We start from the raw sequence: 22,977 nt of genomic DNA on the forward strand, positions 1-22,977 counted from the left end.
CTGCGGGGGCGGTGAGGGAGTCCTCGACGAGTTCCAGCATCTCGAGGAACTCGTCGACGGTGGAGAGGCGCTGGCCTGGCCGGTAGGCGGTGGCCGCCTGCACCAAGTCGTCGATGTCCTCGGAGAGGCCGTCCACCAGCGAGCTGGGGCGTAGGCCCTCGCCCGCTTCGAGGCGCGTCAACAGTTCTGCCTGGCTGGCGGCCGGGGCCTTGCCCGTCACCAGGAGGTAGGTGAGGACGCCGAGGCCGTAGACGTCCAGGTAGACCGGGTCGGCATTGAGGGCGGTCAGCTCGGGCGCGAGGTACGGGTCGGAGCCCTCCGGCAGGTGCATCGCAGACAGCGCGGTCGGGGCGAAGCGGGTCCCGCCCTGCCCGGAGCTGCCCGCGCCGCTGCGCTGCGTGGCGATCTGCCAGTCGGAGATCTGCAGGTGCGGTGAGAGCCAGGCCGCGTCCTCGCCGACGGCCTGCCCCTCGCGGCCGCGGTTGCGCGGCATCACATGCACGGAGCGGGCGGCGAGTGCCCGGTGGTGGATGCGGCTGGAGTGGGCGGAACGCATCGTCTCGGCGAGCTGCCGGACGAGGGCCATGCGGCCGAGGATGTCGAGCTTCTCCCCGTACTGGAGGAGGTACTCGTCCAGGCGCAGGGTCTGCGGGTGATAGTCGAAGATCAGGGCGGGGCCCCAAGCGTGCCCGGACGGGTCGTACTGCTTGAGCTGGACGACACCGGGGTGCCGGAAGCGGCGCAGGACCGCCGCCTCGCGGCGGGCGGCGCTCTCCACGGACTGCCGGATCGAGGCGTCCGAGCCGCGCTCGCGCAGGTAGATGCGGACGCGGGCGACCTCGGGCAGCTCGGTGTGCTCGGCGAGGTAGTCGGCCCAGGTCTCGCCGGAGTCGAAGGCCTTCCGCTTCAGCTCGTACGGCCCGACCTTGTACCGGGCGTCGCTGGGGCGGACGCCGACCCGCTCCAGGGCGGTCTTGATCTCGCGGGAGTCGATGGCGGTGATCCGCCGGCGCTCGTCGCGCGGGGGCTGGTTCAGCATCGCGACCAGCTCGGTGATCGTGTAGACGCCGTTCTCGTCGTGGGCGGGGAGCCGTACACGCAGGTCGTCGGCCGTGAAGCAGACGGCCTCGGCGACCCAGACGCGCTTGCCGTTCTGGCCGAGCAGCCCCGCCAGCTCCTTGGCCTTCTTGTTGACCAGGTGCAGCGGGTTGCCGTGAGTGACGCGGCGACCGTTGGGCGTGGTCTGGACCCAGGTGCCGTTCTCGCTGGTCAGGGAGCCGTGCCAGTTCTTCAGCTCGATCATGCAGACGCCGCCGGGGGCGACGACGAGGAGATCGATCTCGCGGACGTGTCCGGTGTTCGCGGTGAAGGTGAAGTTCGACCAGGCCCGCCAGGGATCCGCGTCGGGCAGCTTCTCGCGGATGGACTCCAAGCCGCGGTGTTCGTGCTCGTACTCGGACTCGGTGACCGTGGTCCACCGGCCTTCCCGCATGTGCGGCCCCCGCTTCGTCGCTTCCTGCTGAGAGCTGACCGGCTCAGCCATCCGGCGGAGGGGAAGCTCTCGGCAGATCCTAACGGCGGCAGCGACATCGGGGGCAGCCGAGACGAAGCGGGCAGGGAGCTGCCGGGCGGTGGCCGCATGCGATCCGGCCACCATGGCCATGGTTCCGGCCGCGGGCCGGGGCGGTGCCACGCCGCAGACGATGCCTTCTCTAAGATCACCGAACAGATTGCGGCCCGACGGGCTTCCCCGCGAGGACATGCCCCCACCCGCACGAGCTACTCGTGCCCTGGGGGAACCACCTCGTGTCCATGCTCCTGCTGAAGCTTTCGGCGCAGGATCTGCTCACCCTGCATGCGCGCCGCCACATGGTGCCGCACCTCGCTGCGCGCTGGCGGTACTTCCGCGGCTCGGACGCCTCGCTCACGGAGCGCTCTGCCTGGGCGGAGAGTCTGATCAGCCTCGCGAACGATCTGGTCGCCGCCGACCGCGGGAACGTGGAAATGGTCGTCGAGTGCGCCGCCACCATGGACGAGTCCGACCAGCCGGAACCCCGGCTGATCGACGTCGTGCTGGTCGGCCGCCATCCGCACGAGCACCGGCCCTCCGTGCAGCTCGTCGAATTGAAGCGCTGGTCGACGGTGACCAGGATCGAACAGGCAACCGCGGATTGGGTCCACGTGGCGGGCATGGGGGCGAAGAAGCATCCCGCGCTGCAGTTGCGCGAGTACTACGAGGCGTTCACGAGCGACAGGGGCCCCTTCAGGAACACCGAATTCGAGTGCGGGGGTTTCGCTTACCTGCACAACGCCACGGACGACTCGGTGCGTCCGCTGATCGGCGTGGACGCGCCCACGGGCGCGTACGCACGCGTGTACACGGCTGATCGGCGGGCCCAGCTCCTCGATGACATCAGGGCGAGCTTCGACGCCGAGGGCGGCGCGGCCGAGGCCGTGACCATGTTGGAGACCATGGGGCTGCGCAACACACCGCTGCTCGATGCGATGAACTGGTCCCGAGGCGATGACACCGTCTTCGTCCTCCGCGGGCGCCAGAAGGTGGTCGCGGACCAGATCCTCGAAGCGGCGGCCAAGGTACTGCCCGACCCGGAGCATCCCGCGCTGGTCCCCGACGAGAGGCGTGTGGTCTTCCTTGTCACAGGTGGTGCCGGTACCGGCAAGAGCGCCATCGGCCTGCAGGTCAAGGCGCAGCTCGAGGCGCAGGGGCGCACCGTGAAGTACGCCAGCGGGAGCAGGGCCTTCAACGCGGCCATTCAGGAGCACGTCGGATACGGGGACAAGCAGTTCAGGGAGACGTTCACCTACTTCAGCAACTTCGTGGACACCTCGGTGCCCCCGGTGGACGTGCTGATCTGCGACGAGGCGCATCGACTGCGGGATCGCTCGACGAACCGGTTCTGGACGCCGGAGCAGCGGGAGATCTGGGGGAAGGGACCGCAGGTGGACGAGCTCCTCGATGCGTCACGCCTGACGGTGTTCTTCCTGGACGAAGGCCAGTCCGTGCGTCCGAAGGAAGTCGGAACCGTCGCGCTGATCAAGGATGCGGCCGTGCGCCGCGGGGCCGACCTGCTCGAATACGGACTGCGCGAGCAGTTCCGCTGTGGTGGCAGTGGCTCGTACATCAGCTGGGTGCGCGAAGTCCTGGGCGTGACGGACAAGAAGCCGGAGCCCTGGAGGCCGGACGGACTGATGCACGTCGAGGTGGCGGAGACCCCGGAGGAGCTCGAACGGATCATCCTGACGGAAGCCGGGGCCGGCGCGTCCGCACGCATGGTGGCGGGGTACTGCTGGCCCTGGACGGAGCCCGTGGGCGAGGAGAAGCGTCTGGAGGCCGATGTCCGCATCGGGGACTGGCACCGGCCGTGGAACGCGAAGAGCGAGAGCTACTGCGCGGGCGGGGTGCCGCCGTCGGACATCTGGTCCGTCCACCCCAAGGGCCTCGGCCAGATCGGCTGCGTCTACACGGCGCAGGGCCTGGAGTGGGACTGGTGCGGGGTGATCATGGGCGATGACATGGTGCGCCGTGGCGATCAGTGGGTGTTCCAGCGCGGAAAGGAGCGGAAGGAAGGCCCAAATTCGGACATCAAGCGTGTTGATGTGCCGGGTTCGCTGGACCCGAAGGTCAGCGCGTCGAGTGTGGCCGACGACGAATTCGCGCGGCTGGTCCGACAGGCGTACCACGTGCTGTTGACCCGGGCGAGCCGTGCGACGGTGCTGTACTCCACGGACGAGGAAACCCGCAGGTATCTGAAGAAACTGGTGGGTCGGGTGGAGATCCACGGGCTTCGACCCACTTGGTTCAACCTTCCGAAGGAAGCGCGCACACCGCACCTGCCGCGCGCCAACGGGAGGCGCAACAAGCGCAAGCGGGGAAAGTCGTCGGGCTCCGATCTCCGGCTGTTCTGACAGCGGACCGGGCCGTGGGGTGGCGGGCTCTCCGGGCCCGCCACTTACCTGCTCAGAAGAACAGGTCTGCCACCGCGGTCAGTGCCGTCACCAGAAGACTGGAGACGACTCCGGCAGCGATGTCGATCAGGATTCCGCGAATCCGCTCACGACGCGCAGGCTTGCACTCGACGGGGGTCATACGGCCACTCCAGGTTGTGAGTTCGGAATGGCAGGGGGCGCCCTACCGGGCAGCCACGCTCGCGTCGTGTGTCGCCACACGACGGGCACAACCATTCGTCACCGACAGCCTGTTCGGCCTCTTGCATGAACCGCAGCCTCGTACCCTCCGGGAAGGTGCGCAGCGGGATCATGCTATCCGCTGACCGCGGCTGTGGCTCAAGGAATAAGCGAACGGAGCTTCTCGCGTGTTTCAGGGTCCGTCGAGTAGACGACCGTTCCGATCATGCCGCGGGTCAGGAGTACCTTGTACGTGTTGCGGATCAGGCGGTCGATGTCCTCGTCAGGCGTCGCCTTCGTGAAGGAGGGGTCCTTCGAGGCGGTGCGGTCGACCACCCAGCGGTCTGTCCGCCAGACCAGGTCCGGGGCCATGATCACGCCCGACCAGTCGTACTCGAAGCCCTGGGCAGTGTAGACACAGCCGACCTGGCCGAAGCCCGCGGGATCAGTGGCCCAGAGCGGAGCCGGCGGTGCGCCCAGCAGGGATCGGTCCCCGTACAGGTTCCACGGCTTCGACCAGTCGCCGATGACCACGTCCGCGGGCAGCGCCGTCATCGCCGGAGTGATCTTGGTGGTCCACTTCCAGCAGTAGCCGGCGGAAAGCCGGGCGCCGTACCCCTGGGCACGCTTGTCACCGAGGAAGTCCTCCAGTTCCTGCGGGCTGTCCACCGTCAGCAGCTGCACCTTGCCGTCCGGCTCCCACACGACCGGTCCCTCGCCCTCCAGGCCCAGGAGACCGGTCACCCAGAGCACGTACGCGTCGCTGCCTCCGCACCGGAACTGGCTGTCCAGCTCCACCAGTGTGAAGTCCACTTCCTGCTCGGCCGCGACCCGCCGGATCTGCTCAACGGTGCCCATCTCGCCGGGACGCACCACTTGGTGCTGGTCGAGGAGGAACACCGGGACCCGGGCCGCGTCGATCAGCTCCGCCACCTGCGGGCGTCCGGTGCGCAGGGCGGCCTTCGTGTAGCGGTTGGCGGAGGTCTTGCGGAGCCGTGTGCCTCGTCGCACACGAGCACGTCGATGTCGTTGGGCTCGGCCTCCATGAAGCTGTTGAAGTAGCGGAACAGACGCTGGACCTCGGGCTTGCGGGCGCCCGCGACCTTGCGCATGGTCTTCGTGAACGACTGCGAGCCGGTGGCGTGGAGGGCAGACACACCGCGCCGGTACAGGTCGCCGAGTACGGACAGGGCGATCACGCTCTTGCCGGACCCGGGCCCGCCGGTCACAACGACGACCTGCTTGCGGTTGGACCGGTGGGCCTTGCGGACTGCGGCCATCACCGTCTCGTAGGCGAGCCGCTGCTCGTCCAGCAGCACGAACTGCTCCCGGTTGCGGACCTCGTCGGCGGCCACGGCCATCAGTTGCCTGGACGGTCGCACCCTGGCCTGCAGGAGGTCGTCGGCGGCGGCAGCGCCCGGCTTGGCGGCCAGCCTCGAACGCAGGTAGTCGAGGAACGCACCGCGCTGGTCGGCGGTGTACATGCGGCCGCGGTGGTCCTCTTCGACCTCTCGCAGCCCGGCGACCCTGGCCTCCGCTGCATTGTGCAGGAAGGCCACCCCCGTGACGGAGTCGGGGTTCTGCTCGAGAGCCCCGTTGAATGAGACAAGGTAGTCGCAGTAGCCCCGCACCTGCTCGATGGGGTTCAGTACCGGCTCGCGGTAGGAGGGGACGCTGCACCGCAGCGGATCCTCGTCCACTGGTTGAGCCTCGGTCCACTGTTTGAGTTCCACGACGACGTACGACGGCTCGCCGGAAACCGGATGCACCCCGGCCAGTATCACGTCCGCGCGCTTGCTCGTCAGCGGCAGCCCGTACTCCACCAGCATTTCGACCTCACCGAGACCCGCTTCGACCAGAGCGTGGGTGAGCGCGGGGATGCTCCGCTCCCAGGAGCGAACCTCCGCAGCGTGCGGCTTGTGGCCGTGCCTGTGGAGGAAGTTCTCGCTCAGCAGCTCCGCCAGCCGCCCCTCGAGGCGAGTGCGGTTGGCCAAGGACGCCGCGGACTCACGGAACAGCAAGAAATCGCCCCCAGGCAGCACGGAGTAGCTCGTGCGGGTGGGGGCATGTCCTTCGGTTCCACGTGAAGTGGGGCGGAAGCCCGGCGGGCCGCTGAGATTGTCCTTGTCATCTTATGACAGCGCGTGATCAAGCTGCGGCAGTCTTTGGGGGTTCTCGCGCGGGGCTGCCGCGGCGCGCTCGCGCGCCTGCGTTTCCCGTTGCCTTCAGGACGTCCGTGCATTCGGACAGGGAAATGTCCGTGGCGTGGCTCAGGTCGCTCGGGAAGTGATCCACCAGCCAGTCGGCGGTCTGCGCCGGGGCGGGGTGGGCTACCGAGCATGCTTCGAGATGGGCTGCGGCCAGCCTGGCCACCACATCGCCGGTGATCCGTCCGAGCCGTCGATCTTCCCGTACGCCCGGGCGAGCGCTTGATCGCGGACCCTGCCAGCCCCGACGGCTTCCGCCGCCCTCGCGGTCTCCGCCAGCGTGCGCAGTGCGGATGCCGCCTCTGCGGCCTGGCGAACGGCCACTGTTGGCTCTTCGTCCGGCAGCAGGCTCAGCTGCTGGTGAGAGCCACGGCCGGCCACGGAGAAGCGGCGGTGACTCGTGACGCTCGTATGACGCTCAGGGCCCGGACGAGGTTGTCCGGGGAGTTGGTAAACCGCCCCTGACCAGCAGTTTTTCTTGGGTCGCCCCCTGTGACGGGTAAACGATGACCCATCATGTCGAGTGCGTCGCGATCCTTGAGCCTGCCGAAAAGGGCCGCTGACCTGCCGTTTCTTCAAGTGTGTGTTATGGGCGTTACATGCGTTACATGGGGACGGGGGCGCGGAGCCGGTCTGTCCTGCCGAACCGGAGTGTCCTTCGGTCTCGGTGGCGGTGATCAGCGCCTGAGGACTGGTTGTGCGCTGTCGTGCCAACCCCTGGGCGCAGAAGGTCAACGCGGTCGGTCGGGTCGCTCGTAGCTTGAAGAAGTGCCGAGCCGCGGAGGCGGTGGGCACGTTACCGACGGCTTCGAAAGGACCCCTCATGTTCGACATCGACAAGGTGCAGGCGGCTCCGAGCAAGGACCTGCTCACGCCCGACAACTCGGTCATGCTTTTCGTTGACCACCAGCCGCAGATGTTCTTCGGCGCCGGCAGCGGCGACCGTGCCGCGGTCATCAACAGCACCGTGGGTCTCGCCAAGGCGGCTCAGGTGTTCGATGTTCCGGCCGTCCTGACGACGGTCGCCGCCGAGTCGTTCTCCGGCCCTTTGCTGCCGCAGCTCGCCGAGGTGTTCCCCAAGCACGAGATCATCGACCGCACCACCATGAACGCCTGGGAGGACGAGGCGCTCGTTGCGGCGGTCAAGGCGACCGGGCGCAAGAAGATCATCCTGTCGGGTCTGTGGACCGAGGTCTGCCTGGTGCTGCCCGCGCTCTCGGCCCTTGAGCAGGGTTACGAGGTGTACGTCGTCGCCGACGCCTCCGCCGGCGTGACCCCGGCCGCCCACGAGCACGCGCTGCAGCGGATGATCGCCGCCGGAGCGGTGCCGGTGACCTGGGTCCAGGTGCTGCTGGAGCTCCAGCGCGACTGGGCGCGCCAGGAGACGTACGTCCCGGTCACGGAGATCGTCAAGGCCCACGCGGGCGCGTACGGCCTGGGTGTCGTGTACGCGCAGAGCGTCATCGGCGCGCACGCGGCCGGCTGACCCCTGTGGACACCGGCATTCTGATCCTGCGTCTGCTGGTGGGACTGCTCGTCGCCGGCCACGGTGTGCAGAAGGTCAGCTCACACCTGGGCGGCAAGGGACTCGAGGGCGGCACAGAGGAGTTCCGTGCCGATGGCTTCCGCGGCGGTGCCCTCACCGCTCTGGCGGCGGGCGGTGGTCAGATCGGTTCGGGCCTGCTGCTCGCCGCCGGCCTCCTGACCCCGCTCGCCGCGACCGGCACCATCGGGGTCATGACGGTCGCGCTCACCGTGAAATGGCGCCACGGGCTCTGGGTGCAGAACGACGGATACGAGTACCCGCTCGTCCTCGTCGGCACCGCGGCCGCCCTCGCCGCCACCGGCCCCGGCGCCTGGTCTCTGGACGCGGCCTTCGGCCTCACGCCGTACCCGCTGTGGTGGGCCGCCCTCGCGCTCGCGGCCGGTCTCGGCAGCGGACTCCTCACCCGGCTCGTGCTGCACCGGCTCCCCGCCCCGGCGAACGCCGAGCGCTGAGCGCGAGCCGCGCAGATCGGGTCCGGCCGTCCGCGTACCCCCGACCGGGCGGCCGGGCCCTTCCCACCCTCTCTCCCGAACAGGAGCAGCACCCGATGGACACCCTCACGCCCCCGCACGGCGGCGGCCAGCCGCTGCTGCATCAGAAGGGCGCCGAGACGCAGGCGTTCGGCACGCTCAAGCAGCTGCCGATCGGCCTCGGCCACGACACCCGCATGTACGCCTGCCAGTGGCTGAACCGCGTCCTCGCCGACACGCAGATCCTCTACTCCCTCTACAAGAAGCACCACTGGCTCATGCGCGGAGCGACCTTCTACTCGCTCCACCTGATGCTGGACAAGCACGCCGAGGCCCAACTGGCCATCGTGGACGCGCTGGCCGAGCGGGTCCAGAGCCTCGGCGGCGTCGCCGTCGGAGACCCGCGCCACGTCGCGGAGCTGACGTCGATCCCCCGGCCGCCGGACGGCGTCGAGCCGGTGCCCGTCATGCTGTCGCGGCTCCTCGACGCGCACGAGCGGATCCTGATCGACGCCCGGGACGCCGCCGCCCGGCTCTCCGGGGAGGGCGACGAGGGCAGCGCCGACCTGCTCGTCTCCGATGTCATCCGTACCGGCGAAGCGCAGGTGTGGTTCCTGGCCGAGCACCTCGTGGACACCCCTCTGGTGCGCGGCTGATGGACACGTACGACGTCGTCGTGGTCGGCGGCGGACCGGCCGGCGAGGTCGTCGCCGACCGGACCGTCCGGTCGGGGCTGACCGCCGTCGTCGTCGAGGCCGAGGCCGTCGGCGGCGAGTGCTCCTACCGTGCCTGCGTGCCGAGCAAAGCCCTGCTGCGACCCGGCGCCGCCCGAGCGGAGGCCCGATCGGTGGACGGGGCCCGGCAGGCGGTCACGGCGGCACTCGACCCGGCGCGCGTGCTCGCCCGCCGCGACCGCTTCACCGGGCGCGGCGACGACACCGGCCAGTCCGACTGGCTCGACGGTGCGGGCATCGCGCTCGTACGAGGCCATGGCCGGCTCGCCGGAGAGCGCCGGGTGGAGGTGACCGGGGCCGACGGCACGGTCCGTACCCTGCGGGCCCGGCGCGCGGTCGTGGTCTGCACCGGCACGGAACCCGCTCTTCCGCCGGTCGAGGGGCTCGACCGGATCGGCGTGTGGACCAACCGGCAGGCCACCACGGCCGATGCGGTGCCCGGGCGGCTCGTCGTCATCGGCGGGGCAGTGGTGGCCTGCGAGATGGCCACCGCTTGGCGCTCGCTCGGCTCCCACGTCACCCTGCTGGTCCGCGATCAGGCCCTGCTGACCGGCTGGGAGCCGTGTGCCGGCGAAGAGGTCACTCGGGGGCTGAGCGACCTGGGCGTCACGATCCGCTTCGGGGTGTCGGCCGTCCGGGTCGCCCGTGACGACGACACCCGCACGGTGACCGTGCATACCGACGACGGCACCGCCCTCGTCTGCGACGAGGTCCTCGCCGCCACCGGACGGCGGCCGCGCACCGCGGACCTCGGCCTGGACTCCGTGGGACTGTCGACCGGCGACTGGCTCGCGGTCGACGACACCTGCCGGGTCACCGCGGTCGAGGGCGACTGGCTCTACGCCGTCGGCGACGTGAACCACCGTGCGCCGCTGACCCACATGGCCAAGTACCAGGCCCGTGCGTGCGCGGCGGCGATCGCCGAGCGAGCCGCGGGGCGCCCTGCCGATACCGGCGGCCGGCAGCCGTGGAGCGCGGAGGCCGACCACATCGCCGTCCCGCAGGCCGTCTTCACCCGCCCCGAAGTCGCGAGCGTCGGGCTCACGGAACGCGCGGCACGCGAAGCGGGTCTCGCGGTACGCGTGGTGGAGTACCGCATCGACGACGTCGCCGGCGCCGCGCTCCACGCGGACGACTACCGCGGTCTCGCCAAGCTCGTCGTCGACGAGACCCGAGGAGTTGTCGTCGGCTGCACGCTCACCGGCCCGATGGCGACCGAGCTCATCCACACCGCCACCGTGGCCATCGTGGGTGAGGTTCCCCTGGAGCGCCTGTGGCACGCCGTGCCCGCCTTTCCGACGGTGAGCGAGGTCTGGCTCCGGCTCCTGGAGGCGTACGGCCTCTGAGGCGAGACCCCGCCCGATCGCCGCACCTGCTCGGCCGGAACGGCGCACCTCCCGCCCGACCGGGCGCACCCGAACGTTTCACCACCCGACAAGGGAAACCCCCATGCATCCCACGAGGCGCTCCCTCGCCCTCGGCCTCGCCCTGCCCGCGACGCTGGCCGCCCTGGTAGGCGCCGCACCCGCCGCACCCGCGAGCCGCCCAGCCGCCGCCGACACCGGCACCGACCGGCACGACCCCAAGCCCACGCTCGTCCTGGTCCACATCGCCGCGTTCACCCCGGACAAGGGCGAGAGCGCGGCCGGGCTCGCCGCCAAGTTCCCCGGCTCCACCCTCGGCGACACCGTGAACCCGCGGTCGTACCCGCTGCCCGGCGGTGGTACCGGCACCGAACTCGTCATCGAACGGTCCAAGCCCCACCAGCAGTTCGCCGCCGACGTCCCCACCGCCGACGCGGCCGTCATGGCCGTGACCCAGCGCCCGGTCGCCACCGCCGCGCTGGAGGAGAGGGCCGGGGAAGCGGCCTGGAGGACGATCCCGTCCCGGGCGCTGATCGCCACCGCCGACAAGAACATCCCGCCGGCCGCCGAACGGTGGATGGCCCGGCGCGCCGGTTCGCAGATCACCGAGGTGGACGCGTCCCATGCAATCGCGGTCTCCCGCCCGGCCGTGGTCACCCACGTGATCCTCGCCGCCGCGCGGGCGACCCGCTGAGTCCCCGACTGTCCCCTCCCGTACACCCCGAAGGAGAACCCCTCATGAAGAACCGTCCGGTCCTCGAACCCGCCGCCCAGGCGTTCGCCGACGCCACCGCCCAGCCGCCGTACCTCTACCAGATCTCCGTCGCCGAAGGCCGCAAGGCCGTGGACGACGTCCAGAGCGGCGAGGGTGTTCCCCTGCCCGAGGCCGACGAGGAGTGGATCACCGTCCACGGCGGCCCGACCGGCGACGTCCGTGCCCGCATCGTCCGCCCCCGCGGCGCCACCGGCCCGCTTCCCGTCGTCCTCTACATCCACGGCGCGGGCTGGGTCTTCGGCAACGCCCACACCCACGACCGCCTCGTCCGTGAACTCGCCGTCGGCACCGGGGCGGCCGTGGTCTTCCCCGAGTACGACCTCTCGCCCGAGGCGCGCTACCCCGTCGCGATCGAGCAGAACTACAGCGTCGCCCAGTGGGTCGCCCGCGAGGGACACCACAAGGACCTCGACGGCACACGGATCGCCGTCGCAGGCGACTCGGTCGGCGGCAACATGAGCGCCGCCCTCACCCTCATGGCCAAGCAGCGCGGCGACGTCACGCTCGTCCAGCAGGTCCTCTTCTACCCGGTCACGGACGCGAGCTTCGACACCGACTCGTACCACCAGTTCGGTGAGGGCTACTTCCTGCGCCGCGACGCCATGAAGTGGTTCTGGGACCAGTACACGACGGACGAGGCCGAGCGTGCCCAGATCACCGCCTCGCCGCTGCGCGCCTCCACCGAGCAGCTCACCGGCCTGCCGCCGGCCCTGGTCGTCACCGCCGAGGCCGACGTCCTGCGCGACGAGGGCGAGGCGTACGCGGCGAAGCTCCGTGCCGCCGGGGTGCCCGTCACCGCCCTGCGCGTCCAGGGCGTCATCCACGACTTCGTGATGCTGAACGCGCTGCGCGAGACGCAGGCCGCGGAACTCGCCATCGGTCTCGCCACCGACACCCTCCGGAAGGCCCTCGCGTGACCGGGCCGTCGACCAGCATGCCGGTGGCGGGCCTCGTGCCCGCCCCGCGGCGGGAACTCGAGCAGGCTGACCTCCTCGTCCGCAACGCCAAGGTGTTCACGGGTGACCCCGACCGTCCCGAGGCCCGCGCCCTCGCGATCCGCGACGGCCGGGTCGCGGCCCTCGGCGACGACCACGACCTCGCCCACCTCGTCGGGCCCGGCACCAAGGTCGTCGACGCTCTCGGCCGCCGGGTGATCCCCGGCCTGAACGACTCGCACCTGCACGTGATCCGGGGCGGCCTGAACTATGTTCTGGAGCTGCGCTGGGACGGGGTCCGCAGTCTGCGCCACGCTCTGGCGATGCTGCGCGAGCAGGCCGGACGCACGCCCAAGGGGCAGTGGATCCGGGTCGTCGGCGGCTGGACCGCCGAACAGTTCGCCGAGCGCCGGATGCCGACCGTCGCCGAGCTGAACGCGGCCGCCCCCGACACCCCGGTGTTCGTCCTTCACCTGTACCAGTCGGCGTTGATGAACCGGGCCGCGGTGCGGGCCGCCGGTTTCACCCGGGAGACCCCCGACCCGCGCGGCGGGCAGATCGTACGCGGCCGGGACGGCGAACCCAACGGCGTCCTCCTCGCCGCGCCGAGCGCTCTCGTCCTGTACTCGACCCTGGCCAAGGCGCCGGCTCTCGACGAGGCCGACAAGCGGACGTCGACGCGCCACTTCCTGCGCGAGCTGAACCGCTTCGGACTGACGTCCGCAGTCGACGCCGCCGGAGGGTTCCAGAACTTCCCCGACAACTACGCGACGGTCGTCGACCTCGCCAGGTCGGGGGAGCTGTCCCTCCGGATCGCCTACCACCTCTTCCCGCAGACGGCCGGGCAGGAGCTCGCCGACCTCAAGCGCTGGACCGAGATGGTCAAGCCCGGGGACGGGGACGAGTGGCTCCGGCTGAACGGCGCGGGAGAGAACCTGACGTGGGCCGCCGCCGACTTCGAGAACTTCTCCGAGCCCCGGCCCGAGCTCGCCGCAGGCTACGAAACCGAGTTCGAGGGCGCTGTACGGCTCCTGCTCGAGAACGGCTGGGGATTCAGGCTCCACGCGACCTACGACGAGACGATCCGGCGCGACCTGGCCGTCTTCGAGAAGCTCGCCGCGGAGGGACTCTTCCCCGGCGGCAACCGCTGGCTCTTCGACCACGCGGAGACGGTCTCGGTCGGCAGCCTCGACCGGATCGCCGCCCTCGGCGGCGCCGTCTCGGTCCAGAACCGGATGTCCTTCCAGGGCGCCGCGTTCCTCGACCGCTACGGCGCCGAGGCGGCCGCCCACACCCCGCCGGTCCGGGCCATGCTCGACCGCGGCCTGACCGTCGCCGCCGGAACCGACGCGACCCGCGTCTCCTCGTACAACCCGTGGGTCGCCCTCCACTGGCTGGTCACCGGGCGCACCGTCGGCGGCACCGCGCTCTACCCGGCCGGGAACCTGATCGACCGGGAGACCGCCCTCGGCCTCTACACCCGGGGCGGAGCGCGGCTCACCGGCGAGCAGGACGTCAAGGGAACCCTGCGGGAGGGCTGCTACGGCGACCTCGCGATCCTCTCCGACGACTTCCTCACCGTGCCCGAGGACGTCATTCCCGACATCGAGTCCGTCCTCACCGTCGTCGGCGGCCGGATCGTCTACGCGACCGCGGAGTACGAGGGCCTCGACGAGGCCGTCCCGCCGGTGAGCCTCGAGTGGAGCCCCGTGGCCCACTTCGGCGGCTACCAGTCGGGCCAGGGGGGCGCCTACCAGGCATCGCTGGTGGCCGAGGCCGTCGCCGAGTCCGAGCAGCACCGCCGGTGGCGCGTCGCGCGCGGCTCCGTCCCCGAGACGGCGCCGTCCTTCGTCGACCCCTGCTTCGATCACTGAAAGAGAGACATCCGATGACTGCCGCCTCCCCGGCCGACGACGGCGACGAACAGGACTCGGCCGCGGCCCCGGGACGTCGTTTCGAGCCGGACCTCCGGTCGATGACACGGATCAACCTGCGCCCCATCGCCTCACCCATGCCGCTCGGGTTCTTCACGATCGCCATCGCGTCCGTGATGACGGGCTGCCTCCAGCTAGGGATCTTCGGCGAGGAGGCCCGCACCGCCGTCGCCTTCACCGTGCTGCCGGCCTTCGTCCTCCAACTCCTGGTCAGTTTCCTGGCTTTCGGCGCCCGTGACGTGATCGCGGCCACGCTGATGGCGGTGTTCGCCGGCAGCTGGCTGCCCTACGCACTCATCATGCTCAGCGGCGCGGCCGACGGCCTGAAGGTCCTCGGCGTCTTCAACCTGGCGCTCCTCTGCTTCGGCGCGCTGATGACCGCCGTGACCGGGCCCAAGCGGGCGCTGTGGCTCGTCCTCGCGGTCTCCCTGCCCCGCTGGGCGGCCACCGGCCTCGCGGGCGTCACCGGCGCCGAATGGCTGACGCGCACGTCCGGGGTGCTCGGCCTTGTGGTGGCGCTGGTCGCGATGTACACGGCGTTCGCTCTGATGCTCGAGGACATGCGCAGCGAGCAGGTCCTGCCGATCGGCCGCAGCGGCCCCGCCCACCTCGCCGTGGAAGGCGACCTCGCCGTCCAGCTCCGCAACCTGGAACGCCAGGCGGGCGTGCGCCGCACTCTCTGATCGGAGCCACCGACCCGTCGCACCACGACCACACAGGAGCGCGCATGGAACCCCAAGTGGCCGACCGGCCCGAGAAGTCCCGGTACGAGATCCTCGCCGACGCCGACGGCGACGGCGACGGCGACGGCACCGAGACCGCGGGCTTCGCCGAGTATCACCTCTCCGAGGGCGAGATCGCCTTCGTCCACACCGAGATCGATCCCCGCTTCGGCGGCCGGGGGCTGGGCGGGCTGCTCGCCCGCGACGCCCTCGACGACGCCCGTGCCCGTGGGCTGAGCGTCCTGCCGTACTGCCCCTTCATCCGGGGCTGGATCGGCAAGAACCCCGAGTACGCCGACCTGGTGCCCGAGGCGCGCCGCGCCCGCTTCGGCCTGTGAACCCACCCGCACACCTTCCCCATCCACTCACCGAGGAGTTCCCCCATGTCCCGGCACGCCCGCCCCACCGTCGTCCTGGTCCACGGCGCCTTCGCCGATGCCTCCAGCTTCGCTCGCGTCATCCCCGAACTGACCGCCGCCGGCCTCGCCGTGGTGGCCCCGGCGGTGCCCAACCGCAGCCTCGTCGACGACGCCGCGTACATCGCCTCGGTGGTCCGTGCCGTCGAAGGCCCCGTGATCCTGGTGGGGCACTCCTACGGCGGCGCCGTCATCACCCTCGCCGGTACGGAGGACAACGTCCGCGCCCTGGTGTACCTCGCGGGATACGCGCTGGAGGAGGGCGAGAGTCTGGGCGAACTGCAGGGCCGCTTCCCCGACTCCGGTCTCGCCGACGCGCTCGTCCACACCCCGTTCCCGGTGCCCGGCTCCACCGGCACCGGCACTGATGTCTCGGTGGCGGTCGACCGGTTCCCCGCTCTGTTCGCGGCGGACGTCGCCCCCGACCTCGCCGCGGTGCTCGCCGTCTCCCAGCGCCCCCTGGCCGCACGGGCCTTCTCGGAGGCGGCACCGGTCGCCGCGTGGAGGACCAAGCCCTCGTGGGGCCTGGTCGCGTCCTCCGACCGCACGATCAACCCCGATGTGGAGCGGTACGGGTACGAGCGTGCCGGCATGACCACCGTCGAGGTCGACTCCTCACACCTGGTCATGCTCGCCCAGCCCAAGGCCGTGGCGGAGCTGATACTGGACGCGGCCCGCTCCACGGGGCACTGATCCGACGCTTGAACAACGAACGATTGGTCTATGCCGTTCGAACGCGGTAGCTTTCCGAAACGCCCGCCGAGAGCATGCGGTGGGCGATCGGAGGAGCCCACCCATGAGGTTCGGGGCGAGGTTCGCGCTCGCCGTCATCACCTTCGCCGTGACCGCCACCGCCTGCGGCACCCCGCAGGAAAGCGGTTCGCGGTCGCACACCACCGCGGACTGCGCACCGTACGCCCGCTACGGCAGGCACCCCGGCACCGAGGTCACCGTGTACGCGGAGAACCGGGACCGGGAAGCCGACCTGTTCGAAGCGACGTGGGCGGACTTCGCCGACTGCACGGGAATCGGCGTCCGGTACGAGGGGGACGGGGAGTTCGAGGCCCAGATCCAGGTCCGGGTCGACGGCGGGAGCGCCCCTGACGTGGCGTTCTTCCCTCAGCCTGGCCTCATGGAACGCTTCGCGCGGACAGGGAAGCTCAAGCCCGTGAGCGCCGGGGTCGCAGCCCTCGCGAAGCAGGGCTGGTCGGCGGACTGGAACAGCTACGCGACCGTGGACGGCACCCTCTACGGCACTCCGCTGGTCGCCAATGTGAAGTCGTTCGTCTGGTACTCCCCGAAGTTCTTCCGGGACAAGGGACTGAGCGTTCCCCGCACATGGACCGAGCTGATGGCCGTCACCGAGAAGGTCGCGGCGTCGGGCGTCAAGCCATGGTGCGCGGGCATCGAGTCCGCCGAGGCGACCGGCTGGCCCGTGACGGACTGGATCGAGGACGTCCTGCTGCGTCAGCAGGGCACGGACGTCTACGACCAATGGGTCGCCCACGAGATCCCGTTCAACGACCCGCGTGTGATCAAGGCCATGGACACCGTGGGATCCATCCTCAGGAACGACCGGTACGCCAACGGCGGTTTCGGTCCGGCCCGGTCGATGGCGTCGATCTCCTTCCAGGAGGCCGGCACCCCCGTCCTCTCCGGCGACTGCGCGATGCACCGCCAGGCCTCGTTCTACGCCGACATGTGGCCGAAAGGCACCGAGATCGGACCGGACAGGGACGTCCACACCTTCCTCCTGCCCGGAGCCGACCCGGCCAGCCGCCCCGTACTGGGCGGTGGAGTGTTCACTGCGGCATTCGCCGACCGCCCCGAGGTGCGGGCGTTCCAGGAGTACCTGGCCTCCGCCGACTTCGCGAACGCGCGGATGAAGAAGGGCCCGTTCGTCTCAGCGAACAAGGGCGTCGATCCGGCGAACGCCGCGACCCCGGTCGACAGTCTCTCGATCCGACTGCTCCAGGACCCCCGGACACAGTTCAGGTTCGACGGTTCGGACCTGATGCCCGCGTCGGTCGGCGCCGGGACGTTCTGGAAGGGAGCAGTCGACTGGATCGGCGGCACGAGCACCCGGCAGGTCGCCGACTCCGTCGAACGGTCCTGGCCGAGAAACTGATGTTGTTCGACGCCGTCGCTCAGCAGCCCAAGCTGCTGTACCTGCTCCAGGGCGTCGCCGCCTTCGCGGCGGTTGTCTCCGTGATCCTGCTTGCACTGCACCGGGGGCCGGTACGGAGGCGGGCCGCGGCCCTGATCCTGCTGGCCCCCACGCTGCTGCTGCTCACGATCGGTCTTCTCCTGCCGGGTCTGCGCACTCTGGCGCTGTCGTTCACCGACCGTGGGGGAGACACGTGGGCCGGCTTCGACAACTACGTGTGGATGTTCACCGACCACCGGGCGATGATGGCGCTGCGCAACACCCTGGCGTGGGTGGTCCTCGTGCCGCTGACGTCCACCGCGGTCGGGCTGCTCTACGCGGCGGCCGTCGTACGGTCGCGGTTCAGAGCGTTCGCGCTGTCCCTCGTCCTGATGCCGATGGCGATCTCCTTCGTCGGCGCGGGTGTCGTCTGGAAGTTCGTCTACGCCTATCGTCCCGCAGAGGCCGGGCAGATCGGGCTGCTGAACCAGCTCGTCGTCGCGTTCGGCGGCGAACCGAGGCAATGGCTCGTGGACTCTCCCTGGAACGTCCTGTTCCTCATCGTGGTGATGGTGTGGACACAGGCGGGCTTCGCGGCCGTCCTGCTGACCGGCGCGATCAGGGCCGTTCCCGGAGAGCTGACCGAGGCGGCCCGACTCGACGGCGCGTCCCCCCGGCAGATCTTCTGGCGGATCACCATGCCGTCGATCAGGCCCACTCTGCTCGTCGTGGTCCTCGCTCAGGCGATCGGCACCTTCAAGGCCTTCGACATCGTCAAGACCATGACCGGCGGACAGTTCGGCACGGGCGTCATCGCCCACGAGATGTACGACCAGGCCTTCCGCTACGGCGAGACGGGCCGCGGTGCGGCGCTCGCCGTGCTCCTCTTCGTCCTCGTCACCCCCTTCGTCGCCCACCAGGTCCGGGCACAGCGGAGGACAGCGTGAACGGCGTCCGGGAGCGTCTGGCCTCCCGCGCCTTCACGTCGATCGCCGTGGTGATCGCGATCCTCTGGACGACGCCGACCCTCGGTCTGCTGCTCTCCTCGTTCCGCCCCGAGGAGGAGATCAAGACGACGGGCTGGTGGACCGTGTTCGGTACGCCGCATCTCACGCTCGACAACTACGGCGAGGCGCTGTCCGGTGGCGGGAACGGGTCGGGGCGGCTCGCGGAGTACCTCGTCAACTCCGTCGTCATCACGCTTCCCTCGGTGCTCTTCCCGCTCGTGCTGGCGTTCTTCGCGGCGTACGCCCTGGCGTGGATCGACTTCAGGGGGCGGGACGCGCTCGTCGTCGGCATCTTCGCGCTCCAGGTCGTGCCGCTCCAGATGGCGCTCGTCCCCCTCCTGAAGCTGTTCTCCCAGGGCTGGCTGTTCCTGCCCGCGTGGAACCTCACCGGTCCGGCGCGTTTCGGCCAGGTCTGGTTCGCCCACACGGTCTTCGCACTGCCGTTCGCGGTGTTCCTCCTGCACAACTTCCTGGCGGGGCTGCCCCGGGACCTGATCGAGGCTGCCCGCGTCGAGGGCGCGTCGCACGGGGCGCTGCTGCTCCGGATCGTGCTGCCGCTGGCCCGCCCGGCCCTTGTCTCCTTCGCCATCATCCAGTTCATCTGGGTGTGGAACGACCTCCTCGTGGCACTGACGCTGTCGGGCGGAACGGCCGAGACCGCACCGATGACGGTCAGACTGGCGAGCCTGGCCGGGACGTACGGCAACGAATGGCAGCGGCTGACCGCAGGAGCCTTCGTGGCGGCGTTCGTCCCGCTGCTCGTCTTCTTCTCCCTCCGACGGCACTTCGCACGGGGACTGCTCGCCGGATCGGTGAAGGGATGAGCCCCGACCGGCCCGAGGGAGAAGGCGCGGCGGCGCCCGGGAGCGCGGCGCTGAGCCGGCCCGGGCTGCGGGGCCGCGAAGCCGAGCTGGAGCGGCTGCGCGCCCTGATCGAGGCGGTGCGCGATGGCGAAGGAGGGGCGATCGCGCTGCTCCTGGGCGAGCCCGGGATCGGGAAGACCGTACTGCTGCAGGAGACCGTCTCGATCGCGCGGGCTCACGGGTTCGTCGTCAGCCATGGCCGCGCCGAGGAACTGCACGAGCTGGCACCGCTCGCCTCACTGGCCTCCGGCCTCCTTCACGGTGACCCGCCGCTGCTGTCCAGCACGGACTTCGCAGACCTCGCCGGCCACCACGACCAGCGCATCTGGCTCGTCGAACAACTGGCCCAGCTGATCGAGGAACGCTCGGCGGGCACGCCCGTACTGCTCGCGGTCGACGACGTCCAATGGGCGGACCCGCTGAGCCGTTTCGCCCTGAGCGTCATGCCGGCACGGCTGCTCAGCTCCCCGGTCCTCTGGCTGCTCACGAGCAGGGAGAACCCGGAGCTGTACGGGCAGGGGCCGCTGACGACGACTCTCCCTCTGCGGCCGCTGTCCGAGACGGCCCTGGCCGAGCTGGCACGCGACGTCCTCGGCGGCAACGTGCCAGCGCGGATCGAGGAACTCCTCGACGGGGCGGGCGGCAACCCCTTCCTCGCGGCCGAGATGCTCTCGGGCATCGCGGCGACCGGCGCGGACGGGCCGGAACCGCCCGAGCGGCTGGTCCTCGGGGTACGCGGCCGACTGGCCGACCTCCGGCCTGACACCCTGCACTTCCTGCGGATCGGCTCGGTCCTCGGCCGCGCGTTCTCGCTCCCCGACGCCGCCGCCCTGTGCGGCCGGCCCGCCTCCGGACTGAGCGCCGAAGTGGACGAGGCGATCGCCGCCGCTCTCCTCCACGACGACGGCGAACGCCTCCTGTTCCGCCACGACCTGCTCCGCCAGGCGGTGTACGCCGACCTCGCCCCCTCCGTACGCCGGGCGCTGCACCGGGAGGCCGCGAGCCGGCTCGTCGCGGCGGGCCGGAGCTCCGGCGACGCGGTCCCGCACCTGCTGAAGAGCGCCGAACCCGGCGACACGGAGGCGATCGGACTGCTCCGCACAGCCGCCGAGGACGTGCTCGCCGTGATGCCCGACCTCGCCGCCGACCTGGCCGTACGCGCCCTGGAACTCGTACCGCCCCGTGCGCCCATGGCGTACGACGTGGGAGAGCGGGCCATCGTCGCGCTGACCCGCGCGGGCCGGTACACCCAGGCACGGGACACCGGCGACGCGCTGCTCGCCCGCCGGCCGCCCCTGGACGTCTTCGCCCGTCTGCAGTCCGTGCTCGGCGACGCGCTCTGGCACCTCGACGACGTCCACGAGCTGACCCGCCGCACGACGACGGCGCTGGCAGCCGTCACCGATCCGGTGATCCGCGCCCGGCTGACCGCCCGGCAGGCGCTGGCCCGGTCCCGCGGGAGCGACCTCGGGGCCGCCCGCGAGACCGGGGAACGGGCGCTCGCCGAGGCGGAGCGGGCCGGTGACCGGGAGGCGCGCGTCCTCGCGCTGTGGGGTCTCGGCGAGATCGCCCTCAACGCGGGCGACTGCGCCGCCGCCGTCGAACACCACACGGCGCTGAGCGTGTTCGACTCCGCCTTCCTTCCCGAGGAGGCCGTCGCCCTGATCCACTTGGACGACTTCGACGCCGTACGGCGACTGCTCCGGACCACGGGCGACGCTCCCCTGCGCCCCGCCATGCTGAGCTGGGCCCAGGGAACCCTGAACATGGGGCTCGGCCGGCTCGACGACGCGGACGCCGACCTCGTCACGGCCGAGCGTCTCGAAGCGGACCTCCAGGTACCCAACAACCTGGTCAACATCCGCGTCAACCGCGGTCTCCTCGCGATGCTGCGCGGCGACCGCGAAGCCGCGAGTGAACACCTGGACGTCGTGAGGGCGACCCTGGCCGACCGGCCGAACAAGGGAAACCACGCCGCGCACCAGTACTTCGAGGCCGTCGTCGCCGACGCCGACGGCGACCACGCGGCGGCGGCCGAACTCGTCCGGTCGGTGCAGCGGGACCACCCCTTCCTCCGGTGGCGGCTCCTGCGCCCTCATGTCGTCCAGGCCGTGGGGATCGCCCTGCGCGGCGGGGACCGGAAGCTGGCCGAGGACCTCGCGGCCCAGGCCGCCGCACACACCACCCGCAACCCCACCGTGCCGACCGCCCAGGGGACGGCCGCCCACGCGTCCGCCCTGGTGAACGCCGACCAAGGACTCCTGGAGCGGGCGGTGGACATCCTCCTGGACGGCCCCCGGCCGCTGTCCCTCGCCGCCGCATCCGCCGACCTGGGGCGCGCGCTCCTGACCTCGGGCGACGCCGCCGCGAAACCCGCCCTGACCAGGGCGCACGACATATACGCCCAGGCGGGGGCCGACGCCGAGGCCGAACGGGTCCGGGCCGATCTGGAACAGGCCACACGCCGCCCCGGCCGCCGCACCGGACGTCTCCGGCCGCGCACCGACCAGGGCTGGGACGCGCTCACGGCCTCGGAACGGAAGGTGGCCCGGCTGATCGCCGCGGGCCACACCAACCGGTCGGCCGCGGAGGCCCTCGTCGTCTCCCCGCACACGGTCAACACCCATCTGGCGTCGATCTTCCGCAAGCTCGCGGTGCGTTCCAGGGTCCACCTGGCCCGGATCGTCCTCGCGGAGGACGACGACGGAACGACCGGCGACGACTGAGCGCGAGCTCTGCGCCCCCGTGCAAGGTGTGGTGCGCGGTACGGCAACAGGAGGCGCGGGGCCGGTCCTAGCGTGACGGGCACACCGCGCTGCTTCGACGCGCGTACCAGCCACCCCGAATCGAGGAAGACCCCCATGCCGTACATCACCGTGGGCCAGGAGAACACCAACCCCGTCGAGCTGTACTTCGAGGACCAGGGAGCCGGGCAGCCCGTCGTCCTCATCCACGGCTTCCCGCTCGACGGCCACTCCTGGGAGCGCCAGAGCGCCGCTCTGCTCGACGCCGGCTACCGAGTGATCACGTACGACCGTCGCGGCTTCGGGCAGTCCTCCCAGCCGACCACCGGCTACGACTACGACACCTTCGCCGCCGACCTGAACACCGTGATGGAGACCCTCGACCTGAAGGACGCCGTCCTCGTCGGCTTCTCCATGGGCACCGGCGAGGTCGCCCGCTACGTCGCCACGTACGGCTCCGGCCGCGTCGCCAAGGCCGCCTTCCTGGCCTCGCTCGAACCCTGCCTGCTCAAGAGCGACGACAACCCCGACGGCGTCGCCCCGAAGGAGTTCTTCGACGGCGTCGTCGCCGCCGTCAAGGCCGACCGCTACGCCTACTACACCGCCTTCTTCAACGACTTCTACAACCTCGACGAGAACCTGGGCACCCGCATCAGCGAGGAAGCCGTCCGCAACAGCTGGGACACCGCGGCCCGCGGCGGCTCCTTCGCCGCCTCCGCCGCTCCGGCCACCTGGTACACCGACTTCCGCGCCGACATCCCCGCCGTCGACGTGCCGGCCCTGATCCTGCACGGCACCGCCGACCGCATCCTGCCCGCCGAGGGCACCGCGCGCCCCTTCCACAAGGCGCTCCCGTCGGCCGACTACATCGAGATCGAGGGCGCCCCGCACGGTCTGCTGTGGACGCACGCCGAGGAGGTCAACGCCGCCCTCCTCGCCTTCCTCGCGAAGTGACGCCCCACCGCTGA

At 70.8% G+C, this 22,977-nt stretch carries 18 protein-coding genes and 1 pseudogene; 16 read left to right on the forward strand and 3 right to left on the reverse strand.

Features of this window, described 5'->3' with window-relative positions:
• On the reverse strand, nt 1–1,492 hold a 1,492-nt coding region (locus HYE82_RS01270; protein ID WP_179172055.1), incomplete at its 3' end, for an NERD domain-containing protein.
• Nucleotides 1,493–1,812: 320 nt separating this feature from the next.
• Here HYE82_RS01270 and HYE82_RS01275 point away from each other — a divergent pair.
• Nucleotides 1,813–3,927, forward strand: a complete 2,115-nt coding sequence (locus tag HYE82_RS01275; RefSeq protein WP_256986827.1) for a DUF2075 domain-containing protein — start codon at nt 1,813–1,815, stop codon at nt 3,925–3,927.
• A gap of 52 nt (nt 3,928–3,979) precedes the next feature.
• On the opposite strand, the gene HYE82_RS37470 is transcribed toward HYE82_RS01275, so the two are convergent.
• Complete coding sequence (locus HYE82_RS37470) at nt 3,980–4,108, reverse strand: DUF6408 family protein (protein ID WP_221888720.1); 129 nt, start codon at nt 4,106–4,108, stop codon at nt 3,980–3,982.
• 197 nt (nt 4,109–4,305) lie between these two features.
• Nucleotides 4,306–6,167, reverse strand: a pseudogene (locus tag HYE82_RS01280) (DNA/RNA helicase domain-containing protein).
• 1,009 nt (nt 6,168–7,176) lie between these two features.
• On the opposite strand from HYE82_RS01280, the gene HYE82_RS01285 reads away from it, so the two are divergent.
• From HYE82_RS01285 to HYE82_RS01355, 15 genes are all read left to right on the forward strand, one after another.
• Complete coding sequence (locus tag HYE82_RS01285) at nt 7,177–7,839, forward strand: hydrolase (RefSeq protein ID WP_179172014.1); 663 nt, start codon at nt 7,177–7,179, stop codon at nt 7,837–7,839.
• Nucleotides 7,840–7,844: 5 nt separating this feature from the next.
• Nucleotides 7,845–8,351 (forward strand): DoxX family membrane protein, encoded by a 507-nt coding sequence (locus HYE82_RS01290; RefSeq protein ID WP_179172015.1) that lies wholly within the window; start codon nt 7,845–7,847, stop codon nt 8,349–8,351.
• 95 nt (nt 8,352–8,446) lie between these two features.
• Nucleotides 8,447–9,025, forward strand: coding sequence for a Dps family protein (locus HYE82_RS01295; RefSeq protein ID WP_179172016.1), 579 nt, complete (start codon nt 8,447–8,449; stop codon nt 9,023–9,025).
• Nucleotides 9,025–10,449, forward strand: a complete 1,425-nt coding sequence (locus tag HYE82_RS01300; protein WP_179172017.1) for an NAD(P)/FAD-dependent oxidoreductase — start codon at nt 9,025–9,027, stop codon at nt 10,447–10,449. The genes HYE82_RS01295 and HYE82_RS01300 overlap by 1 nt, the downstream gene beginning before the upstream one ends.
• 103 nt (nt 10,450–10,552) lie before the next feature.
• The gene (locus HYE82_RS01305) at nt 10,553–11,161 is read left to right on the forward strand and encodes an alpha/beta fold hydrolase (protein ID WP_179172018.1); all 609 of its coding nucleotides are present in this window, start codon (nt 10,553–10,555) and stop codon (nt 11,159–11,161) included.
• A 44-nt stretch (nt 11,162–11,205) separates the two neighbouring features.
• The gene (locus HYE82_RS01310) at nt 11,206–12,159 is read left to right on the forward strand and encodes an alpha/beta hydrolase (RefSeq protein ID WP_179172019.1); all 954 of its coding nucleotides are present in this window, start codon (nt 11,206–11,208) and stop codon (nt 12,157–12,159) included.
• Between the two features lie 17 nt (nt 12,160–12,176).
• Entirely contained in the window at nt 12,177–14,051 is a 1,875-nt protein-coding gene (locus HYE82_RS01315) for an amidohydrolase (protein ID WP_179172057.1), read from the forward strand.
• 14 nt (nt 14,052–14,065) lie between these two features.
• On the forward strand, nt 14,066–14,794 hold the full coding sequence (locus HYE82_RS01320; RefSeq protein WP_179172020.1) for a GPR1/FUN34/YaaH family transporter: 729 nt from the start codon (nt 14,066–14,068) through the stop codon (nt 14,792–14,794).
• Nucleotides 14,795–14,838: 44 nt separating this feature from the next.
• Nucleotides 14,839–15,171, forward strand: a complete 333-nt coding sequence (locus HYE82_RS01325) for a GNAT family N-acetyltransferase (RefSeq protein ID WP_179172021.1) — start codon at nt 14,839–14,841, stop codon at nt 15,169–15,171.
• A gap of 45 nt (nt 15,172–15,216) precedes the next feature.
• The gene (locus HYE82_RS01330) at nt 15,217–15,942 is read left to right on the forward strand and encodes an alpha/beta fold hydrolase (protein ID WP_179172022.1); all 726 of its coding nucleotides are present in this window, start codon (nt 15,217–15,219) and stop codon (nt 15,940–15,942) included.
• A gap of 103 nt (nt 15,943–16,045) precedes the next feature.
• The gene (locus HYE82_RS01335; protein WP_179172023.1) at nt 16,046–17,377 is read left to right on the forward strand and encodes an ABC transporter substrate-binding protein; all 1,332 of its coding nucleotides are present in this window, start codon (nt 16,046–16,048) and stop codon (nt 17,375–17,377) included.
• Nucleotides 17,377–18,342, forward strand: a complete 966-nt coding sequence (locus tag HYE82_RS01340) for a carbohydrate ABC transporter permease (RefSeq protein ID WP_179172024.1) — start codon at nt 17,377–17,379, stop codon at nt 18,340–18,342. Before HYE82_RS01335 ends, HYE82_RS01340 begins: the two co-directional genes overlap by 1 nt.
• Nucleotides 18,339–19,226 carry a carbohydrate ABC transporter permease gene (locus HYE82_RS01345; protein ID WP_179172025.1) on the forward strand — a complete coding sequence of 296 codons (888 nt, stop codon included), beginning with the start codon at nt 18,339–18,341 and terminating at the stop codon, nt 19,224–19,226. The genes HYE82_RS01340 and HYE82_RS01345 overlap by 4 nt, the downstream gene beginning before the upstream one ends.
• Nucleotides 19,223–21,991, forward strand: coding sequence for an AAA family ATPase (locus HYE82_RS01350; RefSeq protein WP_179172026.1), 2,769 nt, complete (start codon nt 19,223–19,225; stop codon nt 21,989–21,991). Before HYE82_RS01345 ends, HYE82_RS01350 begins: the two co-directional genes overlap by 4 nt.
• Nucleotides 21,992–22,126: 135 nt before the next feature.
• Nucleotides 22,127–22,963 (forward strand): alpha/beta fold hydrolase, encoded by an 837-nt coding sequence (locus HYE82_RS01355; protein WP_179172027.1) that lies wholly within the window; start codon nt 22,127–22,129, stop codon nt 22,961–22,963.
• Nucleotides 22,964–22,977: the final 14 nt, after the last annotated feature.

The sequence above is a fragment of the Streptomyces sp. BR123 genome, assembly GCF_013401435.1.
Taxonomy (GTDB): domain Bacteria; phylum Actinomycetota; class Actinomycetes; order Streptomycetales; family Streptomycetaceae; genus Streptomyces.